Annotated in this window: 15 protein-coding genes and 1 tRNA gene; 7 read left to right on the forward strand and 9 right to left on the reverse strand. The window is 68.4% G+C overall.

The window, feature by feature from the left end:
- Positions 1–178 precede the first annotated feature (178 nt).
- The 3 genes from purB to NF4_RS00505 all read right to left on the reverse strand — a co-directional run bounded on the left by purB (position 179) and on the right by NF4_RS00505 (position 3,751).
- A complete protein-coding gene (gene purB, locus NF4_RS00495; protein WP_198165180.1) occupies positions 179–1,606 on the reverse strand; it encodes an adenylosuccinate lyase in 1,428 nt (475 codons plus the stop codon).
- A 6-nt stretch (positions 1,607–1,612) separates the two neighbouring features.
- Positions 1,613–2,251, reverse strand: a complete 639-nt coding sequence (locus NF4_RS00500) for a TetR/AcrR family transcriptional regulator (protein ID WP_063125328.1) — start codon at positions 2,249–2,251, stop codon at positions 1,613–1,615.
- A gap of 315 nt (positions 2,252–2,566) precedes the next feature.
- Positions 2,567–3,751 carry a pyridoxal phosphate-dependent aminotransferase gene (locus NF4_RS00505; protein WP_157119852.1) on the reverse strand — a complete coding sequence of 395 codons (1,185 nt, stop codon included), beginning with the start codon at positions 3,749–3,751 and terminating at the stop codon, positions 2,567–2,569.
- Between the two features lie 54 nt (positions 3,752–3,805).
- Here NF4_RS00505 and NF4_RS00510 point away from each other — a divergent pair, with 54 nt between their 5' ends.
- Together NF4_RS00510 and NF4_RS00515 are read left to right on the forward strand one after the other, a co-directional pair.
- The gene (locus tag NF4_RS00510; RefSeq protein ID WP_084532751.1) at positions 3,806–5,116 is read left to right on the forward strand and encodes a M23 family metallopeptidase; all 1,311 of its coding nucleotides are present in this window, start codon (positions 3,806–3,808) and stop codon (positions 5,114–5,116) included.
- A gap of 389 nt (positions 5,117–5,505) precedes the next feature.
- On the forward strand, positions 5,506–6,024 hold the full coding sequence (locus tag NF4_RS00515) for a transglycosylase SLT domain-containing protein (RefSeq protein WP_198165181.1): 519 nt from the start codon (positions 5,506–5,508) through the stop codon (positions 6,022–6,024).
- A 69-nt stretch (positions 6,025–6,093) separates the two neighbouring features.
- Here the strand turns inward: NF4_RS00515 and purD are convergent, their stop codons facing one another.
- Positions 6,094–7,365 (reverse strand): phosphoribosylamine--glycine ligase, encoded by a 1,272-nt coding sequence (gene purD, locus NF4_RS00520; RefSeq protein WP_063125330.1) that lies wholly within the window; start codon positions 7,363–7,365, stop codon positions 6,094–6,096.
- 188 nt (positions 7,366–7,553) lie between these two features.
- Between purD and NF4_RS00525 the strand changes: the two genes are divergently transcribed.
- Together NF4_RS00525 and NF4_RS00530 are read left to right on the forward strand one after the other, a co-directional pair.
- Complete coding sequence (locus NF4_RS00525; RefSeq protein ID WP_051164278.1) at positions 7,554–7,931, forward strand: PH domain-containing protein; 378 nt, start codon at positions 7,554–7,556, stop codon at positions 7,929–7,931.
- Between the two features lie 71 nt (positions 7,932–8,002).
- Entirely contained in the window at positions 8,003–8,428 is a 426-nt protein-coding gene (locus tag NF4_RS00530) for an HIT family protein (protein WP_039821919.1), read from the forward strand.
- Between the two features lies 1 nt (position 8,429).
- Here the strand turns inward: NF4_RS00530 and NF4_RS00535 are convergent, their stop codons facing one another.
- The 4 genes from NF4_RS00535 to NF4_RS38405 form a co-directional block, all read right to left on the reverse strand.
- On the reverse strand, positions 8,430–9,890 hold the full coding sequence (locus NF4_RS00535) for a sensor histidine kinase (RefSeq protein WP_063125331.1): 1,461 nt from the start codon (positions 9,888–9,890) through the stop codon (positions 8,430–8,432).
- Positions 9,891–9,940: 50 nt separating this feature from the next.
- A complete protein-coding gene (locus NF4_RS00540) occupies positions 9,941–10,663 on the reverse strand; it encodes a response regulator transcription factor (RefSeq protein ID WP_063125332.1) in 723 nt (240 codons plus the stop codon).
- A gap of 282 nt (positions 10,664–10,945) precedes the next feature.
- The gene (locus NF4_RS00545) at positions 10,946–12,577 is read right to left on the reverse strand and encodes an alpha,alpha-trehalose-phosphate synthase (UDP-forming) (protein WP_232330255.1); all 1,632 of its coding nucleotides are present in this window, start codon (positions 12,575–12,577) and stop codon (positions 10,946–10,948) included.
- 91 nt (positions 12,578–12,668) lie between these two features.
- Positions 12,669–12,839, reverse strand: a complete 171-nt coding sequence (locus NF4_RS38405) for a hypothetical protein (RefSeq protein WP_195055567.1) — start codon at positions 12,837–12,839, stop codon at positions 12,669–12,671.
- A 144-nt stretch (positions 12,840–12,983) separates the two neighbouring features.
- Between NF4_RS38405 and NF4_RS00550 the strand changes: the two genes are divergently transcribed.
- The 3 genes from NF4_RS00550 to NF4_RS00560 all read left to right on the forward strand — a co-directional run bounded on the left by NF4_RS00550 (position 12,984) and on the right by NF4_RS00560 (position 14,364).
- On the forward strand, positions 12,984–13,817 hold the full coding sequence (locus NF4_RS00550; protein ID WP_063125333.1) for an alpha/beta fold hydrolase: 834 nt from the start codon (positions 12,984–12,986) through the stop codon (positions 13,815–13,817).
- 147 nt (positions 13,818–13,964) lie between these two features.
- A complete protein-coding gene (locus tag NF4_RS00555; RefSeq protein ID WP_030522889.1) occupies positions 13,965–14,195 on the forward strand; it encodes an MbtH family protein in 231 nt (76 codons plus the stop codon).
- A gap of 97 nt (positions 14,196–14,292) precedes the next feature.
- Positions 14,293–14,364 (forward strand) — tRNA-Thr (locus NF4_RS00560).
- Between the two features lie 153 nt (positions 14,365–14,517).
- Here the strand turns inward: NF4_RS00560 and NF4_RS00565 are convergent.
- The gene (locus NF4_RS00565) at positions 14,518–15,003 is read right to left on the reverse strand and encodes a hypothetical protein (protein ID WP_063125334.1); all 486 of its coding nucleotides are present in this window, start codon (positions 15,001–15,003) and stop codon (positions 14,518–14,520) included.
- Positions 15,004–15,016 lie beyond the last annotated feature (13 nt).

The raw sequence follows: 15,016 nt of genomic DNA on the forward strand, positions 1-15,016 counted from the left end.
CACAGCACCTTCACGAGCAAGCCCACATCCCCACCTTCACGAGCAAGCCCCAGCTCGCCCGCGAGGTCGCGCTGTTCCCCGGCCCCGCCACTCAGCACTCCCCGCCGTCACAGGCGGGTCCACGCCGCTCGGCCGTGAGCAGCCCCGAACTCCGCCGTCGAGGCCACGACGCGTGCCTTCAGAGGATCGGCGACGGCGTGTACCGGGCAGCTTCCGGGTAAGCCGAGGTCAGCTTGCCCACCTGTGCCACCACCTCCGCGACTTGCGCGTCGGCCGCCCCGATGAACGCCGACTTCTCCGCCAGCGCGGCGTCCAGGGCCGCCCGGTCCAGGGGCAACCGGTCGTCGGCGGCCAGCCGGTCCAGCAGGTCGGGTTCGCGGCCCTGCTCCCGCATCGCGAGCGCGACCGCCACCGCGTGCTCCTTGATCACTTCGTGCGCGGCTTCCCGACCGACGCCGGCCCGGACCGCGGCCATGAGGATGCGTGTGGTGGCGAGGAACGGGAGATAGCGATCCAGTTCGCGGGCGATCACCGCCGGGTAGGCGCCGAATTCGGCCAGCACGGTCAGGAAGGTCTCCATCATGCCGTCGATCGCGAAGAAGGCGTCCGGCAGCGCGACCCGGCGGACCACCGAGCAGAAGACATCACCCTCGTTCCACTGCGCGCCGGCCAGTTCGGCGGCCATCGAGCCGTATCCGCGCAGCACCACCTGCAGGCCGTTGACCCGTTCACATGAGCGGGTGTTCATCTTGTGCGGCATGGCCGAGCTGCCGACCTGCCCCGGTTGGAAACCCTCGGTGACCAGTTCGTGGCCGGCCATCAGCCGGATGGTGTGGGCCAGCGAGGACTGCGCGGCACCGATCTGCACCAGCGCGGACAGCACATCGTGGTCCAGGGAACGCGGGTAGACCTGCCCGACGCTGGTCAGGACGCTGGTGAAGCCCAGGTGCCGGGAGACCTGCTGTTCGAGCGCGGTCAGTTTCGCGGCGTCACCGCCGAGCAGGTCGAGCATGTCCTGCGCGGTGCCCATCGGGCCCTTGATCCCGCGCAACGGATAGCGGTCGACGAGTTCACGCAGCCGGGCGAGCCCGATGAGCAGTTCGTCGGCGGCCGAGGCGAAACGTTTGCCCAGCGTAGTGGCCTGCGCGGCGACATTGTGCGAGCGCCCGGCCATCACCAGCGTCTGATATTCGGCGGCCCGTTCGGCCAGCCGGGCGGCCACCGCGACACCGTGGGAGTGGATATGTTCCAGCGACAGCCGGATCTGCAACTGCTCCACGTTCTCGGTGAGATCGCGGCTGGTCATCCCCTTGTGCACATGCTCGTGCCCGGCGAGGGCGTTGAACTCCTCGATACGGGCCTTCACGTCGTGGCGGGTCACCCGTTCTCGTTCGGCGATGGAGGCCAGGTCGACCTGTTCGACGACTCGCTCGTAGTCCTCGACCACCCCGGGCGGGACGTCGATACCGAGTTCGGCCTGGGCGCGCAGCACCTCCAGCCACAGCCGCCGCTCGAGCACGATCTTCTGCTCGGGAGACCACAGATGCACCAGCTGCGGACTGGCGTAGCGGGTGGCGAGGACGTTGGGGATCAGGTCTGAGGTCACGTCCGGTCAGTCTAATGACCGGTAGCGATCGATCGGCTGGTGCGTCGCCGGAGCGACGATATCGATGACCTCCAGCAGGGCGCCGCGGGCCGGCCGGCGGGGTTGCGGGTCGGATTCGCTGAGGGCGGCGACCACCGCGCCGTCGACCACCGCGACCAGTCTGCGCAGTTGTTCGGGCCGCACCACCCGATCGGATCGGCGCAGCACATCGGAGAGCAGCTCGTCCAGCTGCCCGCGTAGTCGGAGCTGGACCTCGCGCAGCTCGGGGTGCCGAGCCGAGGCGACGGTGCGTTCGTAGCGGGCGATCAATCGCCCGCGCGCACCCTCGTCCACACCTTCGGGACCGATCAGCAGGTCGAGCACCAGATCGACGGTCGCCTCCGCACCGCGGCGGCGGTGGGTCACCTCGCCGATCCGCCGCCGCATTGCCTCGAGTTCGGCGTTGCCGCTGAACTCGACCGCCCGCGCGATCAGATCCTCGAGCGATTCGAAGTAGTAGGTCGTGGAGGCCAGCGGCAGTTCGGCGCGGGTCGCGACCGAGCGATGCCGCACCGCGTCGAAACCGCCTTCGAGCAGTAACTCGGCCGCAGCAGCCACCAGCGCCTGGCGACGCCGTTCACCCTTCGGAGTCGTCGCGGTTATCACCGTGCCATCGTGCCAGTCTTGACTTCGTCCCTTGCCCGAAAGCGTGGGATTCCCGAGTTCGCACCCGAGACTTCCTGTTTCATAGACGGTTGCCTTCCCACATCAACTGCGGGGCGGTCTCACACCATCTCCGCAGGCCAAGACCGCCAGCCCAGCGGCCCGTAAACGCATGGCGCACCGACCCGGCGCCGGCGGGCCGGGCCTGCACGCTACATTCCTCGGTCATCAGTACATCCGTGCGAAATCAGGGAAAGGGGAAACAATCATCGATGTTTCTACCGCATCGGCGCGGCGAAGTTGTCGTACTGCGAAAAGTCATTGCTCTGCACGGTGTTCGTCTGTGCTCTGCCGCAGGTAGTTCCGGAGCCGGGTGAGCGCCGCTTCGATCTCCACCGTCGCTCCGGCGAAGGAGAGGCGGATGGTGTGATGCCCGTTGACGGTGTCGAAATCCAGGCCCGGCGCCAGCGCCACCCCGGTGTTGGCCAGTACATCCGCGCACCACGCCATGGAATCGTCGGTGAGGTGGCCGATATCGGCGTAGGCGTAGAACGCGCCGTCGGCGGGCGCGAGGTCGGTGATACCGAGCCCGGCCAGCCCTTCCAACAGGATGGCGCGGTTGATCGCGTACCGGTGCACATGGGCGTCGAGTTCGGTCCGCGCTTCGTCGCCGAACGCGTGCAATGCCGCGTACTGCGAGATCGCGGGCGGGCAGACGGTCATATTGGATGCCAGCCGCTGTAGCGCCGGGCGCAGTGCGTGCGGTGCCAGCATCCAGCCCAGCCGCCAGCCGGTCATCGAGAAATACTTCGACACCGATCCGATGACCACTCCCGCGCGGGAGGTCTCCCAGGCCGAGGCGGTCCGCTCACCGCCGTAGGTGATGCCGTGATAGATCTCGTCGGAGATCAGCAGCGTGCCGTGCGTATCGCACCAGCGGGCCAGCGCCGCGAGTTCATCCGGATCGATCATGGTGCCCGTCGGATTGGCGGGACTGGCCACAATCAGGCCCCGCGGCGGTTCCGGAAGTTCTTCGAGCATGGCGACGGTCGGCTGGAACCTGGTCTCGGCGCGACAGTCCAGTTCGATCACCCGGCAGCCGAGCGCGGCCAGCGTATTGCGGTAGGCCGGGTAGCCGGGGCGCGCGACCACCACGGTGTCACCGGGGTCGAACGCCGCCAGGAAGATGAGGGTGAACGCGCCGGAGGAACCGGTGGTGACCACGACGTCGTCGGGATCCACCGGATAACCGTAGGTCCGGTGATGGTGCCCGGCGATCGCCTGGCGTAGCGGCAGGATGCCGAAAGTTTCCGTGTAACCGAGCAATTCGGCATCGATGGCGGTCTTCGTGGCACGTAGCACCGGAGCCGGTGCCGGCGTCGAGGGCTGCCCGGCCGCGAGACTCAGTACGTCGCCGTGCGTTCGGGCGCGTTCGGCGGCGGCTTTCCAGACATCCATCACGTAGAAAGGTGGGATGGTCGAGCGCCGAGATTCAGTGGACACCCGACCGACGGTAGAACACCACTTCGAGCGGTTCGACAGCTATGGTCTGCTCTGATGCTCGACAAGGCCGGCCGGCGGGCCGACGGCCCGCCAACACAGGACCCCGATTCCACCGCGTCCGGTCGCGGGACCGGGGCCCTGCGCCGACGCTGGGACCGGGCCGTGCATCCGCTTTCCGGAGCGGTTCGCCGGTACACGCGCCCGGGCGCGGCGGGTGCGACGACGGCGCCGTCCGAGCCTGCCGACCACGAGCCCACCACCCACTCCGGCCGGAAACCGCAGGCCCGGCACGACTCGGAGCAGGAGTCCACCGAGCACGACCCCGGCGCGCCCGCACTCGGCACCGCCGATGAGACGGCAATCCCGACCGAGAAGCGGTCCATCTCCCTGGACCGCGCGGCCGCGACCGGCGGCGGTCTCGTCATCGCCCCCGGCTGGCGGGAGCGTGCCGCCGCACAGGCCCGGACGCCGGGGTCCCGAGTGGCCGCGGCCCACCGGTGGCTGCGGCGTTCCGCCGTGGATCTCCGGTACCGCCGCCCTACCCGGGCCGAACTCGCCGACCTCCTCGCGCGCCGGCCGTCGGCCGAGGAGATCGCCGCCGCGGCCCGGCGCCACCGCGTACTCATCGGTGTACTGCTGCTCGCCCTGCTGTCGGCGGCGGGTGACGGATCCGCGGGTATCGCGGTCACCGACCGAAGCCCGGTTCCCGGAATCGCCTATCGCGTGGCCCTCGCCCATCCGCTGCAACTGTCGGCACCGGTACCGTCGGTGCGCCGCTATCTCGATGCCATCGACAACGGGGAACGCCTGCGTGAACAGGCGGTGGTGGCCGCGGCCGCCCGGGCCACCCTGGAACGCGCCAAGGCCGAGGCCGCGGCCGCGGTCGCCGGCCAGGAACAGCCCTGGATAAACACCGCGCCCGCGCCCGGCGGCCTCGAGGGCGGGCTGATCCCGCCCGGCGCCGTGCTGCCCGGCGCCGGTGGTTACGTCCTGCCCGCGCCGGGCACCTTCACCTCCGGTTTCGGCAGCCGGTGGGGCACCTTCCATCGCGGTATCGATATCGCCGGCCCGATCGGCACCCCGATCTACGCCGTCGCGACCGGCACCGTGATCGATGCCGGTCCCGCCGCCGGTTTCGGCCTGTGGGTGCGGATCCGGCACGACGACGGCGCGATCTCGGTCTACGGCCATATGTACGACTTCTTCGTCTCGGTCGGGGAACGGGTCCCGGCCGGTATGCAGATCGCGCGAATGGGCAACCGCGGTGATTCCACCGGACCGCATCTGCATTTCGAGATCATCTTGGACGGTCAGCACGTCGATCCACAGCGCTGGCTCGCCCTGCACGGCCTCTCGTACAGCTGACCCTCATTGATCATGGCAAATACTTGGGATTCGAAAGATCAACAGACGTATCACAGACCGACTGCTTGGCTTACATCCGTGTAACTCCAGGTAGATCGGTTTTTCTCAGCAAAATAAAACCTTGGATTATTTTTTTGTTCATCTTTCGTTAATGTTTCGCAATCAATCTGTGATTTGCCAGATAACGAACCGCAAGTTCGTTTGCCGCACGGTTATCAGTTCGTCCGAACAATCCGTTGCGAGGCTCGCCCCGGCGGCGCAGTGCGTCGTCCGGCCGCGGAAAATTGAATCCCCCTTCCACAACACAAATCCTCGAGAAACAGCGCAACGACAGCGCCGACGGCCATGACCCACGGCGGCGGATACCTGCGCGCTGTAGGAGCCGTTCCATGCGTTTACGAAACCTGTTACCGCTCGTCGCCGTTGCTGCTGCCGCCGTGGTCCCCGCCCAGGCACACGCCGACGCACCCATCACCGGTGTACCCGCAGTACTGCAGGCCCCGGCCCAGCAGGCCCAGCAGCAGATCCTCCACTGGCAGCAGCAGCTGCCGCAACCGCTACCGGAAGCGTTCGGCACACCGACCTACTCCAACGACCTGGACGGTTGGATCCGCAACGCACTGTCAGTCCTCGGTCAGCACGGTATCCCGGCCAGCTACGACGGCATCCACCGAAATGCCATGCGCGAGTCCAGCGGTAACCCCCAGGCGATCAACCTGTCGGACTCCAATGCCGCGGCGGGCACCCCGTCGAAGGGGCTCATGCAGGTCATCGATCCCACCTTCGCCGCCTACCACGTGGACGGCACCTCATGGGATATCTACGATCCGGTCGCCAACATCGCCGCGGCCTGCAACTACGCCGCCCACCGCTACGGCTCCATCGACAACGTCTTCGGGGCCTACTGATCGGCCGGCCGGGAGGCCGGCCCCGGTGCGGGCGAGCGCACGCCGCAGCGCCGCCCGCACCGCCGGGTCTCAGAGAGAGATACGGTCCTCGACAGCGGCCAATCCGATATCGGAGCGGTAGTGGCTCCCGGCCAGCTTGATACCGGCCAAACGGTCGTAGGCGGCCTCCCGCGCCGCCGCCAGATCGACTCCGGTGCCGACGATACTGAGCACGCGGCCACCCGCGGAGACCAGCGCACCGTCCGCGCGCTGCGCCGTCCCGGCGTGCAGCACCGTCGCCGCGTCGTCGGTCGCCGCGTCCCCGGCACCGCTGATCACATCGCCGGACCGCGGACGGGCCGGATAGTTCTCCGCGGCCAGCACGACCGTGATCGCGGCGCCGTCGCGCCAGCGCGGCGCGGGCGTCTCGGCGAGAGTGCCGGTCGCGGTGGCGTACAGCAGTTCGCCGAGCGGGCTGTCCAGCAGGGCAAGCACCGCCTGGGTCTCCGGATCACCGAACCGGCAGTTGAACTCCACCACCGCGGGCCCGGCCGCGCCCATCGCCAGCCCCGCGTACAGCAGGCCGCTGAAAGCCGCTCCGCGCCGGACCAATTCGGCGGCCACCGGAGCCACCACCTCGTCGACGATCTGCTCGACCGTCCCGTCGGGCAGCCACGGCAGCGGAGTGTAGGCGCCCATTCCGCCGGTATTGGGCCCGGTATCGCCGTCCCCCACCCGCTTGTGATCCTGCGCGGGCAGCAGCGGCACCACCGTCTCCCCGTCGACCAGGCAGAACAGCGAAACCTCCGGGCCGTCCAGGAACGATTCCAGCAACACCGGATGCCCCTGCTCGAGCAGTTCGGCGGCATGGCCGCGGGCCACCAGGCGGTCGGGTGTGACCACCACACCCTTACCCGCCGCGAGCCCGTCGTCCTTGACCACCCACGTCGGGCCGAAACGATCCAGCGCCGCATCCAATTCGGCGGGCGAGTCCACCACCTCGCTGTGCGCGGTACGCACCCCGGCCGCGGTCATCACATCCTTGGCGAACGCCTTCGATCCCTCGATCCGGGCCGCCGCGGCCGACGGGCCGAAACAGGCGATCCCGGCCGCGCGCACCGCGTCGGCCACGCCCAGGACCAGCGGCACCTCCGGACCGATCACCACCAGATCCGCGGCCACCTCCCGGGCCAGCGCGGCCACCGATTCCGCGGAACTCGGGTCCACCGGACGCACCTGCGCGTGCTGGGCGATACCGGCGTTACCGGGCGCGGCGACGATCGCGCTCACCGCCGGATCACGGCGCAGCGCAAGGACGAGGGCGTGTTCACGGGCTCCGGAACCGATGACGAGTACTCGCACCCGGACAGCTTATAGGTGGCGGATCAATGCCCGGCGGGGCAGGCTCACCACCGGCCCCCGCCCGGTACCAGCGACTTCACCCCGCCGACGGCCATCTGTGGATGATGGAGGAAACACCTTGAACGGGTGGACAACCCGCGTGCCGGGACCCAGCGATCCCGGTGCGCGCATACGGGAGGACGTGCGCAATGGGTCTGATGGACGGAATCATGGGGAACGCCGGACAGGTGGAGCCGGCCCGGGCCCAGCAGGAATACCAACGGCTACTCGGCAACGGCGAACAGGTCTACTCCGCCTACATCCTGGTCCGCGACGCCATGCTGTTCACCAACCGGCGGCTCATCCTCATCGACAAACAGGGACTGTCCGGACGCAAGGTGAGCTACCACAGCATCCCCTACCGCTCGATCACCCATTTCGCGGTGGAAACAGCGGGCACCTTCGACCTCGACGCGGAGCTGGTGCTGTGGATCGCGGGCACCGACACGCCGTTGCAGAAGAAGTTCAACCGCCAGGTCGACATCTACGAGGTGCAGGGCATCCTGTCGCACTTCGTCGGAGCGTGAGAGTGGGGACCTGCCGGCGACCCACCTGCCCCGTAACGCCCCGGGCGGCGCGGCAACACTAGTCTCGCCCCATGGCATCTGTTTTCAGTGCGATCATCGCCGGTGACCTGCCGGGCCGGTTCGTGTGGGAGGACGACGAATTCGTCGGGTTCCTCACCATCGCGCCGGTGACGCCGGGACACACCCTGGTGGTACCCCGCAAAGAGATCGATCAGTGGCAGGACATCGAACCCGAGGTCTTCGCGCGCCTGAACGGAGTCGCGCAGAAGATCGGACAGGCCGTGCGCGCGGCCTGGGACGCGCCGCGGGCGGGTCTGCTGATCGCGGGACTCGAGGTCCCGCATCTGCATGTACACGTGTTCCCGGCGTTCACCATGGGAAATTTCGATATCTCCGGTGCCGATCCGAATCCGGAGCCGGAGTCCCTCGACGACGCGCAGGCACGGATCAAGCAGGCGCTGCGCGATCTCGGCCACGGCGCCAACGTTCCCGCCTGAGTCAGATCCGGTTCCCGCTGTCGTCCGCGGCGGCGGGTTCCGGCCGGTTGCGCGGTAGCCGGACCGTGAAGGTGGTGCCCACCCCGTATTCGCTGTGCACCGCCACGGTGCCGCCGTGCGCGGCGACCAGTGCCTGCACGATCGACAGGCCGAGCCCGGTTCCACCGCTGCCCCGGCTGCGCGAATCGTCGGCCCGATAGAACCTCTCGAAAACCCGCGCGGCCTGGTCCGGTGACATTCCCGGTCCGGTATCGGCCACCTCGAGCCGCACCTCGTCCCGGTCGGGCGTCAGCCGGACGGTCACCACGGCCTCGGGTGGCGTGTGCACGAGCGCGTTGTTCAGCAGGTTCGCCAGTACCTGCCGCAGCCGAGCCGCGTCACCCGGTATCTCCGCGGTACCGGAACCGGGCCGAACATCGACACGGATCGTGCGCTCCGGGTCGTGGCGGCCCTGCGCGGTCGCTACCGCGCGCGCACTGTGCACGGCGTCGCTGGTCAAGGTCAGCAGGTCGACCGGCGCCTGTTCCACCGGACGCTCGGCGTCGAGCCGGGCCAGCATCAGCAGATCCTCGACCAGCAGGCCCATCCGTTTCGATTCGCGTTCGATCCGGTCGAGCAGCATATCGGTATCTCCGGTGGCGCCCTGCCGGTACAGCTCGGCGAAACCTTTGATCGTGGTCAGCGGCGTCCGCAACTCGTGGCTGGCGTCGGCGACGAAACGGCGCATCTTCTCCTCGGACCGCCGCGCGGCCTCCTCCGACGCCTCGGTCGCGGCGAACCCGCGCTGGATCTGGGCGAGCATCGAGTTCAACGATTGCGCCAGCCGATCGACCTCGGTGTTGGTCCCGCGCGTCGGTACCCGCCGGTGCAGATCCCCCGCCGCGATATCGGCGGCGGTCTCCTCCACCTGCACCAGCCGGCGCAGACTGCGCCTGATGACGAAGTACGCGGCCACCGCCAGCAGCGCGAGCACCAGGGCGCCGATCACCAGCTGCAGCACCACCAGCCGTTCGACGATCTCCTCGGTTTCGTCCAGCCGCTGCGCCACCACACTGGTGCCTCGGGCGTTCACCGTGTACCGGACCCGCCACTGCCCGGAATCGCCGTCGGCCGATCCGGTGGTGAAGGTCCCCGGGCGCATGTTCCGCGGCAGTTCCGGCGCGCCGTTGCCCACATCGGCCTGTAGATACAACTTGCCCGAGTCGTCCTCGACCCGCGCGTAGTACAGCACGGGCGGCCGCTCCCGCCCCGGCTCCCCCGGCAGCGGTAACGGTGGCCGGCTACCGGGCCGCGCCCAGGTCTGCGCCTGCTCCTGCAGCTGCTGATCCACCCGATCGATCAACGCGGCGCGCAACGCCGAGGTCACCGCCACTCCGGAGGCCAGCAGCCCCGCGGCGGCCAGCGCGACCAGCGCCAGCACCAACGTCACCCGCAGCGGGACGGCCGCGAGGCGACCGGTCATCCCCCGCCGGGCCGGAGGGGATGCCGAGGCGACCGGCGCGGTCTCGGCTGTCACGACCGGCCGGCGGATTCGCGCATCACATACCCGACTCCGCGCAAGGTGTGGATCAGCCGCTGCGGACCGGTATCGACCTTCTTGCGCAGATACGACACATAGGTCTCCACCACGCCGACCTCCCCGCCGAAGTCGTACCGCCACACATGGTCCAGAATCCGTGGCTTGCTGAGCACTGTCCCCGCGTTCACCATGAAATACCGCAGCAGCGTGAACTCGGTCGGTGACAACGCCACCGGCTCCCCGGCCTTGAACACCTCGTGCGTATCGTCGTCCAGCTCGATATCGGCGAACCGGATCCGCGACTGCTCCCGCGCCGGCGCGGTGGCCCCGGCCCGGCGCAGGATCACCCGTAACCGGGCGACGACCTCCTCCAAACTGAACGGCTTGGTGACATAGTCGTCGGCGCCCAGCGTCAACCCGGTCACCTTGTCCTGGATATCGTCGCGGGCGGTCAGGAACAACACCGGCGCATCGATACCGTCGGCCCGCAACCGCCGCAGCAGCCCGAACCCGTCCATCCCCGGCATCATCACATCGACGATCAACGCGTCGGGCCGGAAGCCGCGCGCCACATCCAGCGCCTGTGCCCCGTCGGCGGCGGACGCCACCTCGAACCCCTGGAACCGCAAACTCACGGTCAGCAGTTCCACGATCATCGCCTCGTCGTCGACGACCAGGACCCGCGCCTCGGGTACTCCGCCCTGCGCCCCACTCATGCCCCCATACTGGCCCACCCCGCTGGCATCCCCCTGCGCACTCGCTGTGAACAAGCTGTGTTGAATTGCGGCGCCTTCGGCACGCGGGGTCGAGGCCCCCTCGGTCCCGCCGTTCAGCCGTCGAGACTCGCGCCTGCGGCGCATGCGACGTGCGGTGGGCCGCCCATAGAGTGCGACCACTGAGCACCTCCGGCCCAGGGCGGGACGGGCCTCGACCCTTTCAGGGCCTCGCTGAACTCGGCACCGGGGATGTGCGGCCATTACGAGCCGGCCTGGGGAAACCTACTCCCGAAAGTCCTCGTCGTCATGATTTCCGTCGGCCATCAGGGCCTTTCCGGCGACCTGGCCCTGGGCCAGGGCGTCCAGGAACGCCCGGGCCCAGCGGTCCACGTCGTGGGCCAGGACCTGACGGCGCAGGGAGCGCATCCGGCGGCGGCGGGTTTCGCGGTCGTCGGTGAGGGCGGCGACGATGGCGTCCTTGACGCTGTCCAGATCGTGCGGATTGCACAGATAGGACTGGCGGAGCTCGGCCGCGGCGCCGGTGAACTCGCTGAGCACCAGGGTGCCGTTGAGGCCGGAGTGGCAGGCGACGTACTCCTTGGCGACCAGGTTCATACCGTCGCGCAGGGGTGTCACCAGCATGACGTCTGCGGCCACGAAGAAGGAGATGAGTTCTTCACGGGCGATCGGCCGGTGCAGATAGTGGACGACCGGGTAGCCGACGCGGGCGAACTCGCCGTTGATGCGGCCGACCTGTCGTTCGATATCGCCGCGCATCTGGATATAGCTCTCGACCCGTTCCCGGCTGGGCGTGGCCAGCTGCACCATCACGGTTTCCGACGGGTCGACCCGGCCTTCGGCCAGCAGTTCCTCGAGGGCGTTGAGCCTGATGTCGATACCTTTGGTGTAGTCGAGGCGGTCGACACCGAGCAGGATGTTCTTGGGACTGCCGAGTTCGGCGCGGATGCGGGCGGCACGTTCGCGCACCGAGCGCCGGCGCGAGTGTTCGTCCAGTCCGGCGGAGTCGATGGAAATGGGGAAGGCCCCGACCCGTACGGTCCGGAACCCGACCTGGACCACGCCCATCTTCGACCGGACTCCGACGGTGCCGCGTGAGGTGGGCTGACCGGCCAGGCGCCTGGCCAGGTAGAGGAAGTTCTGGGCGCCGCCGGGCAGATGGAAGCCGATCAGGTCGGCGCCGAGCAGCCCCTCCACGATCTCGGTACGCCATGGCATCTGCATGAAGAGTTCCACCGGCGGGAACGGGATGTGCAGGAAGAATCCGATGGTCAGATCCGGGCGCAGCATCCGCAGCATCTTGGGCACGAGTTGCAGCTGGTAGTCCTGCACCCACACCGTGGCGCCCTCGGCGGCGACCTTCGCGGTCTCCTCGGCGAAACGCCGGTTCACCTGGACGTAGGCCGACCACCAGGTGCGGTTGTAGACGGGACGGACGATGACGTCGTGGTAGAGCGGCCAGAGGGTGGCGTTGGAGAAGCCTTCGTAGTAGTCGGCGACCTCCTGTGCGGACAGCGGTACCGGATGCAGTTCCAGCCCGTCCTCGACGATGGGGTCGACCTCCACATCGGGGACGCCGGCCCAGCCGACCCAGGCACCCCGATTGCTACGCAGCACCGGCTCCAGCGCGGTCACCAGACCGCCGGGGCTGCGTTTCCAGCGACTGCTGCCGTCCGGCAACTTCTCCAGGTCGACCGGTAGCCGGTTGGCCACCACCACGAAACCGGAACCGGCCCCGCGTTCGCGCAGGGGTTCGGCATCCACCGCCTCGGGGAGCGCCTCCGCCGGGTCGATCGGACTACCCGCCGCCCCGGAGCCGTTACGGTCTCCGGGCCGGTCCGCGGACACGGCGTTTTCATCCTCGGGGGTGGAATCGCTGGACGGCTGATCGGTCATCTGGTCCACTCACGCATCCTTTGCGCGGCGCTGAACGCCATGTAGTTGTGTGTGGGGATCCGCCGACGTCGCCGTTGGCGCCGGCGGCTGTTTACTCGGTGCGGGCTCCGGGGCCGATACCGAGCATCGACAGGAGCATCCGGCATTCGTCGGCATCGGCGGCATAGGCGGCCACGACCCGCTGCGCCTGACGAGCGGTCTCGTCGGCGAGGGGTTCCAGATCGTCGTCGGCGATACCGTTGGCGCTGCTCTTCGCGGCCATCTCAGTCCTCCCGGCAGGTGCGCTTGTATGTGAAATGTCAATGGTATCTGTCCGGGGTCGGGGTCGCTCCCGGCGCGGGTAACGTGGCGGGGCCCCCGGGGCTATACCTTTGGCAGCAGCAACGATGAGGAAGGGGCCCGCAGCATGCCGTTGGCCACGGTGAACGGAATATCGCTCAACTATCAGGTCAAGGGAGACCGCGCCAAGGGCACCGACGTCAAAGGCGGCGGTCCGCTGGTGGTACTCGTCATGGGCACCGGCAGCCCCGGCCGGGTGTGGGAGTTGCACCAGGTGCCGGCCCTGCTCGCCGCCGGATACCGGGTGTGCACGTTCGACAACCGGGGTATCGCTCCCAGCTACGAGGCCGCCGACGGGATGACCATCCACGAGATGGTGGCCGATACGGCGGCCCTGATCGAATTCCTCGACGAGGGTCCCGCGCTCGTGGCCGGTACCTCGATGGGGGCCAGGGTGGCGCAGGAACTCGCGCTCGCGCGGCCCGAACTGGTGCGCAAGGCGGTGTTCCTCGCCGGCCACGGCCGGCTGGACCAGTTCCAGAAGACCCTGTCGCTGGGCGAGCACGAGATGGACGCGAACGAGGTGCGGTTGCCGGCCAAGTACGAGGCCGCGCTGACCGCGGTGATGAATCTCTCGCCGGCCACCATGGCCGATACGAACAAGGCCCGCGACTGGCTGGATCTGTTCGAGTTCACCGGCGGTCCGGTGCCGCCCGGGATCCGGGCGCAGCGCCGGATGGACCACGAGTTCGACCGGCTGCACGCCTACCGCGATATCCGGGTGCCGTGCCTGGCCGTCGGCTTCGCGGACGACCGGATGATCCCGCCGTACCTGGCCAGAGAGGTCGCCGACGCCATCCCGGGCGGCCGCTACCAGGAGGTTCCCGATGCCGGTCATTACGGCTATCTGGAGCGTCCGGACGCGGTGAACAAGATCTTGCTGGAATTCTTCGCGGCGTGAGGGGAGGGCCCAAAGCTAACGCCGAGCTTGCTAGTGTCGACACATCGTTTGGGTTCGCGACGCGGCATCCGGAGATCAGACCCGGGCCGCCGGGGCGGGCCCACACAGATCCGAATCCACAACCCACGAGCACCCCAGTGAGGTGAAATGAGCACCAACCCGTTCGACGACGAGGACGGCCGCTTCTTCGTTCTGGTCAACGACGAAGAACAGCACTCCCTGTGGCCGGCCTTCGCCGAAGTCCCGGCCGGCTGGCGGGTGGTCTTCGGTGAGGACAGCCGTGCCGCCTGTGTGGAGTACGTGGAGCAGAACTGGACCGATATGCGGCCCAAGAGCCTGCGTGACGCCATGGCGGCGGACGAGGCGGCCCGCAAGTAGGCCGCACGCGGGGCCGGTCGAACCGTACAACCGCTGTGCGACATCGCAATCAGGTGTCGCGCGGCGGCCACGTACGGTTATGATGGCTCCGCTTCTCGCCTCCTTAGCTCAGTGGTAGAGCACTCGCCTTGTAAGCGAAAGGTCGTCAGTTCAATCCTGACAGGGGGCTCCGGAGGAAACCGCCGGTCGAACCGCTCTCGCGGTCGACCGGCGGTTTTCTGTTTCCGGGCGGACCCGGGTGAACCGACGAAAGGCCCCCACCGCGACGGTGAGGGCCCTCGTAACTCTGTCGCCGATCGGTGTCCGGTCGGCGCGGACGCGGTCAGATCGGGGTGACCGAGGCGACCAGCCACCGATCGTCGGATTTGTCGAGCGCGACGCGTACCCGACTGCCGGTGGTGGTGCCCTGCGGGCTTTCCTTGCTGGTGGTGACCTGGTTGAGGAACAGCAGCACCACGGCGTGCGCACGGTCGGCGGAGACCACTCCCCCGGCCTGTGTGGTGGCCTTGACGGTCAGTTCCTTCTCCTTGGCCCCGGGCACGATGGCCTTGTCGATCAGCTCGAGGTAGTCGGCCTTGAAATCCGGGGCCAGGTCCTCGGCGGTTTTGGGCAGTTCCGTGTCCACTGTCCGGAATTCGTAGCTGAACATGGCCGATACGGTGCGGGTCGCCGCGGCCACGGCATCCGTGCGGGACTGCTCCGACTGCCGGTAGTCCCAGTACCGGTAGCCGCCGATACCGGCCACCACCGCGGCCGCGACCACCACCACCGCGGTCACGCCGACCAGGATCTTGTTACGCACGCTCATTCTCGGTTCCTCT

The organism is Nocardia fusca NBRC 14340 (assembly GCF_001618425.1).
In the GTDB taxonomy this organism is placed as follows: domain Bacteria; phylum Actinomycetota; class Actinomycetes; order Mycobacteriales; family Mycobacteriaceae; genus Nocardia; species Nocardia fusca.

What these genes read in the sequence shown, in the direction of transcription:
- NF4_RS00530 (WP_039821919.1), top strand. Translation starts at nt 8,003, where the DNA reads ATGGCATCTGTTTTCAGTGCGATCATCGCCGGTGACCTGCCGGGCCGG.
- NF4_RS00565 (WP_063125334.1), bottom strand. Translation starts at nt 15,003, where the DNA reads ATGAGCGTGCGTAACAAGATCCTGGTCGGCGTGACCGCGGTGGTGGTG.
- NF4_RS38405 (WP_195055567.1), bottom strand. Translation starts at nt 12,839, where the DNA reads ATGGCCGCGAAGAGCAGCGCCAACGGTATCGCCGACGACGATCTGGAA.
- NF4_RS00550 (WP_063125333.1), top strand. Translation starts at nt 12,984, where the DNA reads ATGCCGTTGGCCACGGTGAACGGAATATCGCTCAACTATCAGGTCAAG.
- NF4_RS00525 (WP_051164278.1), top strand. Translation starts at nt 7,554, where the DNA reads ATGGGTCTGATGGACGGAATCATGGGGAACGCCGGACAGGTGGAGCCG.
- NF4_RS00540 (WP_063125332.1), bottom strand. Translation starts at nt 10,663, where the DNA reads ATGAGTGGGGCGCAGGGCGGAGTACCCGAGGCGCGGGTCCTGGTCGTC.
- NF4_RS00555 (WP_030522889.1), top strand. Translation starts at nt 13,965, where the DNA reads ATGAGCACCAACCCGTTCGACGACGAGGACGGCCGCTTCTTCGTTCTG.
- NF4_RS00515 (WP_198165181.1), top strand. Translation starts at nt 5,506, where the DNA reads ATGCGTTTACGAAACCTGTTACCGCTCGTCGCCGTTGCTGCTGCCGCC.
- NF4_RS00510 (WP_084532751.1), top strand. Translation starts at nt 3,806, where the DNA reads ATGCTCGACAAGGCCGGCCGGCGGGCCGACGGCCCGCCAACACAGGAC.
- NF4_RS00535 (WP_063125331.1), bottom strand. Translation starts at nt 9,890, where the DNA reads ATGACCGGTCGCCTCGCGGCCGTCCCGCTGCGGGTGACGTTGGTGCTG.
- NF4_RS00545 (WP_232330255.1), bottom strand. Translation starts at nt 12,577, where the DNA reads ATGACCGATCAGCCGTCCAGCGATTCCACCCCCGAGGATGAAAACGCC.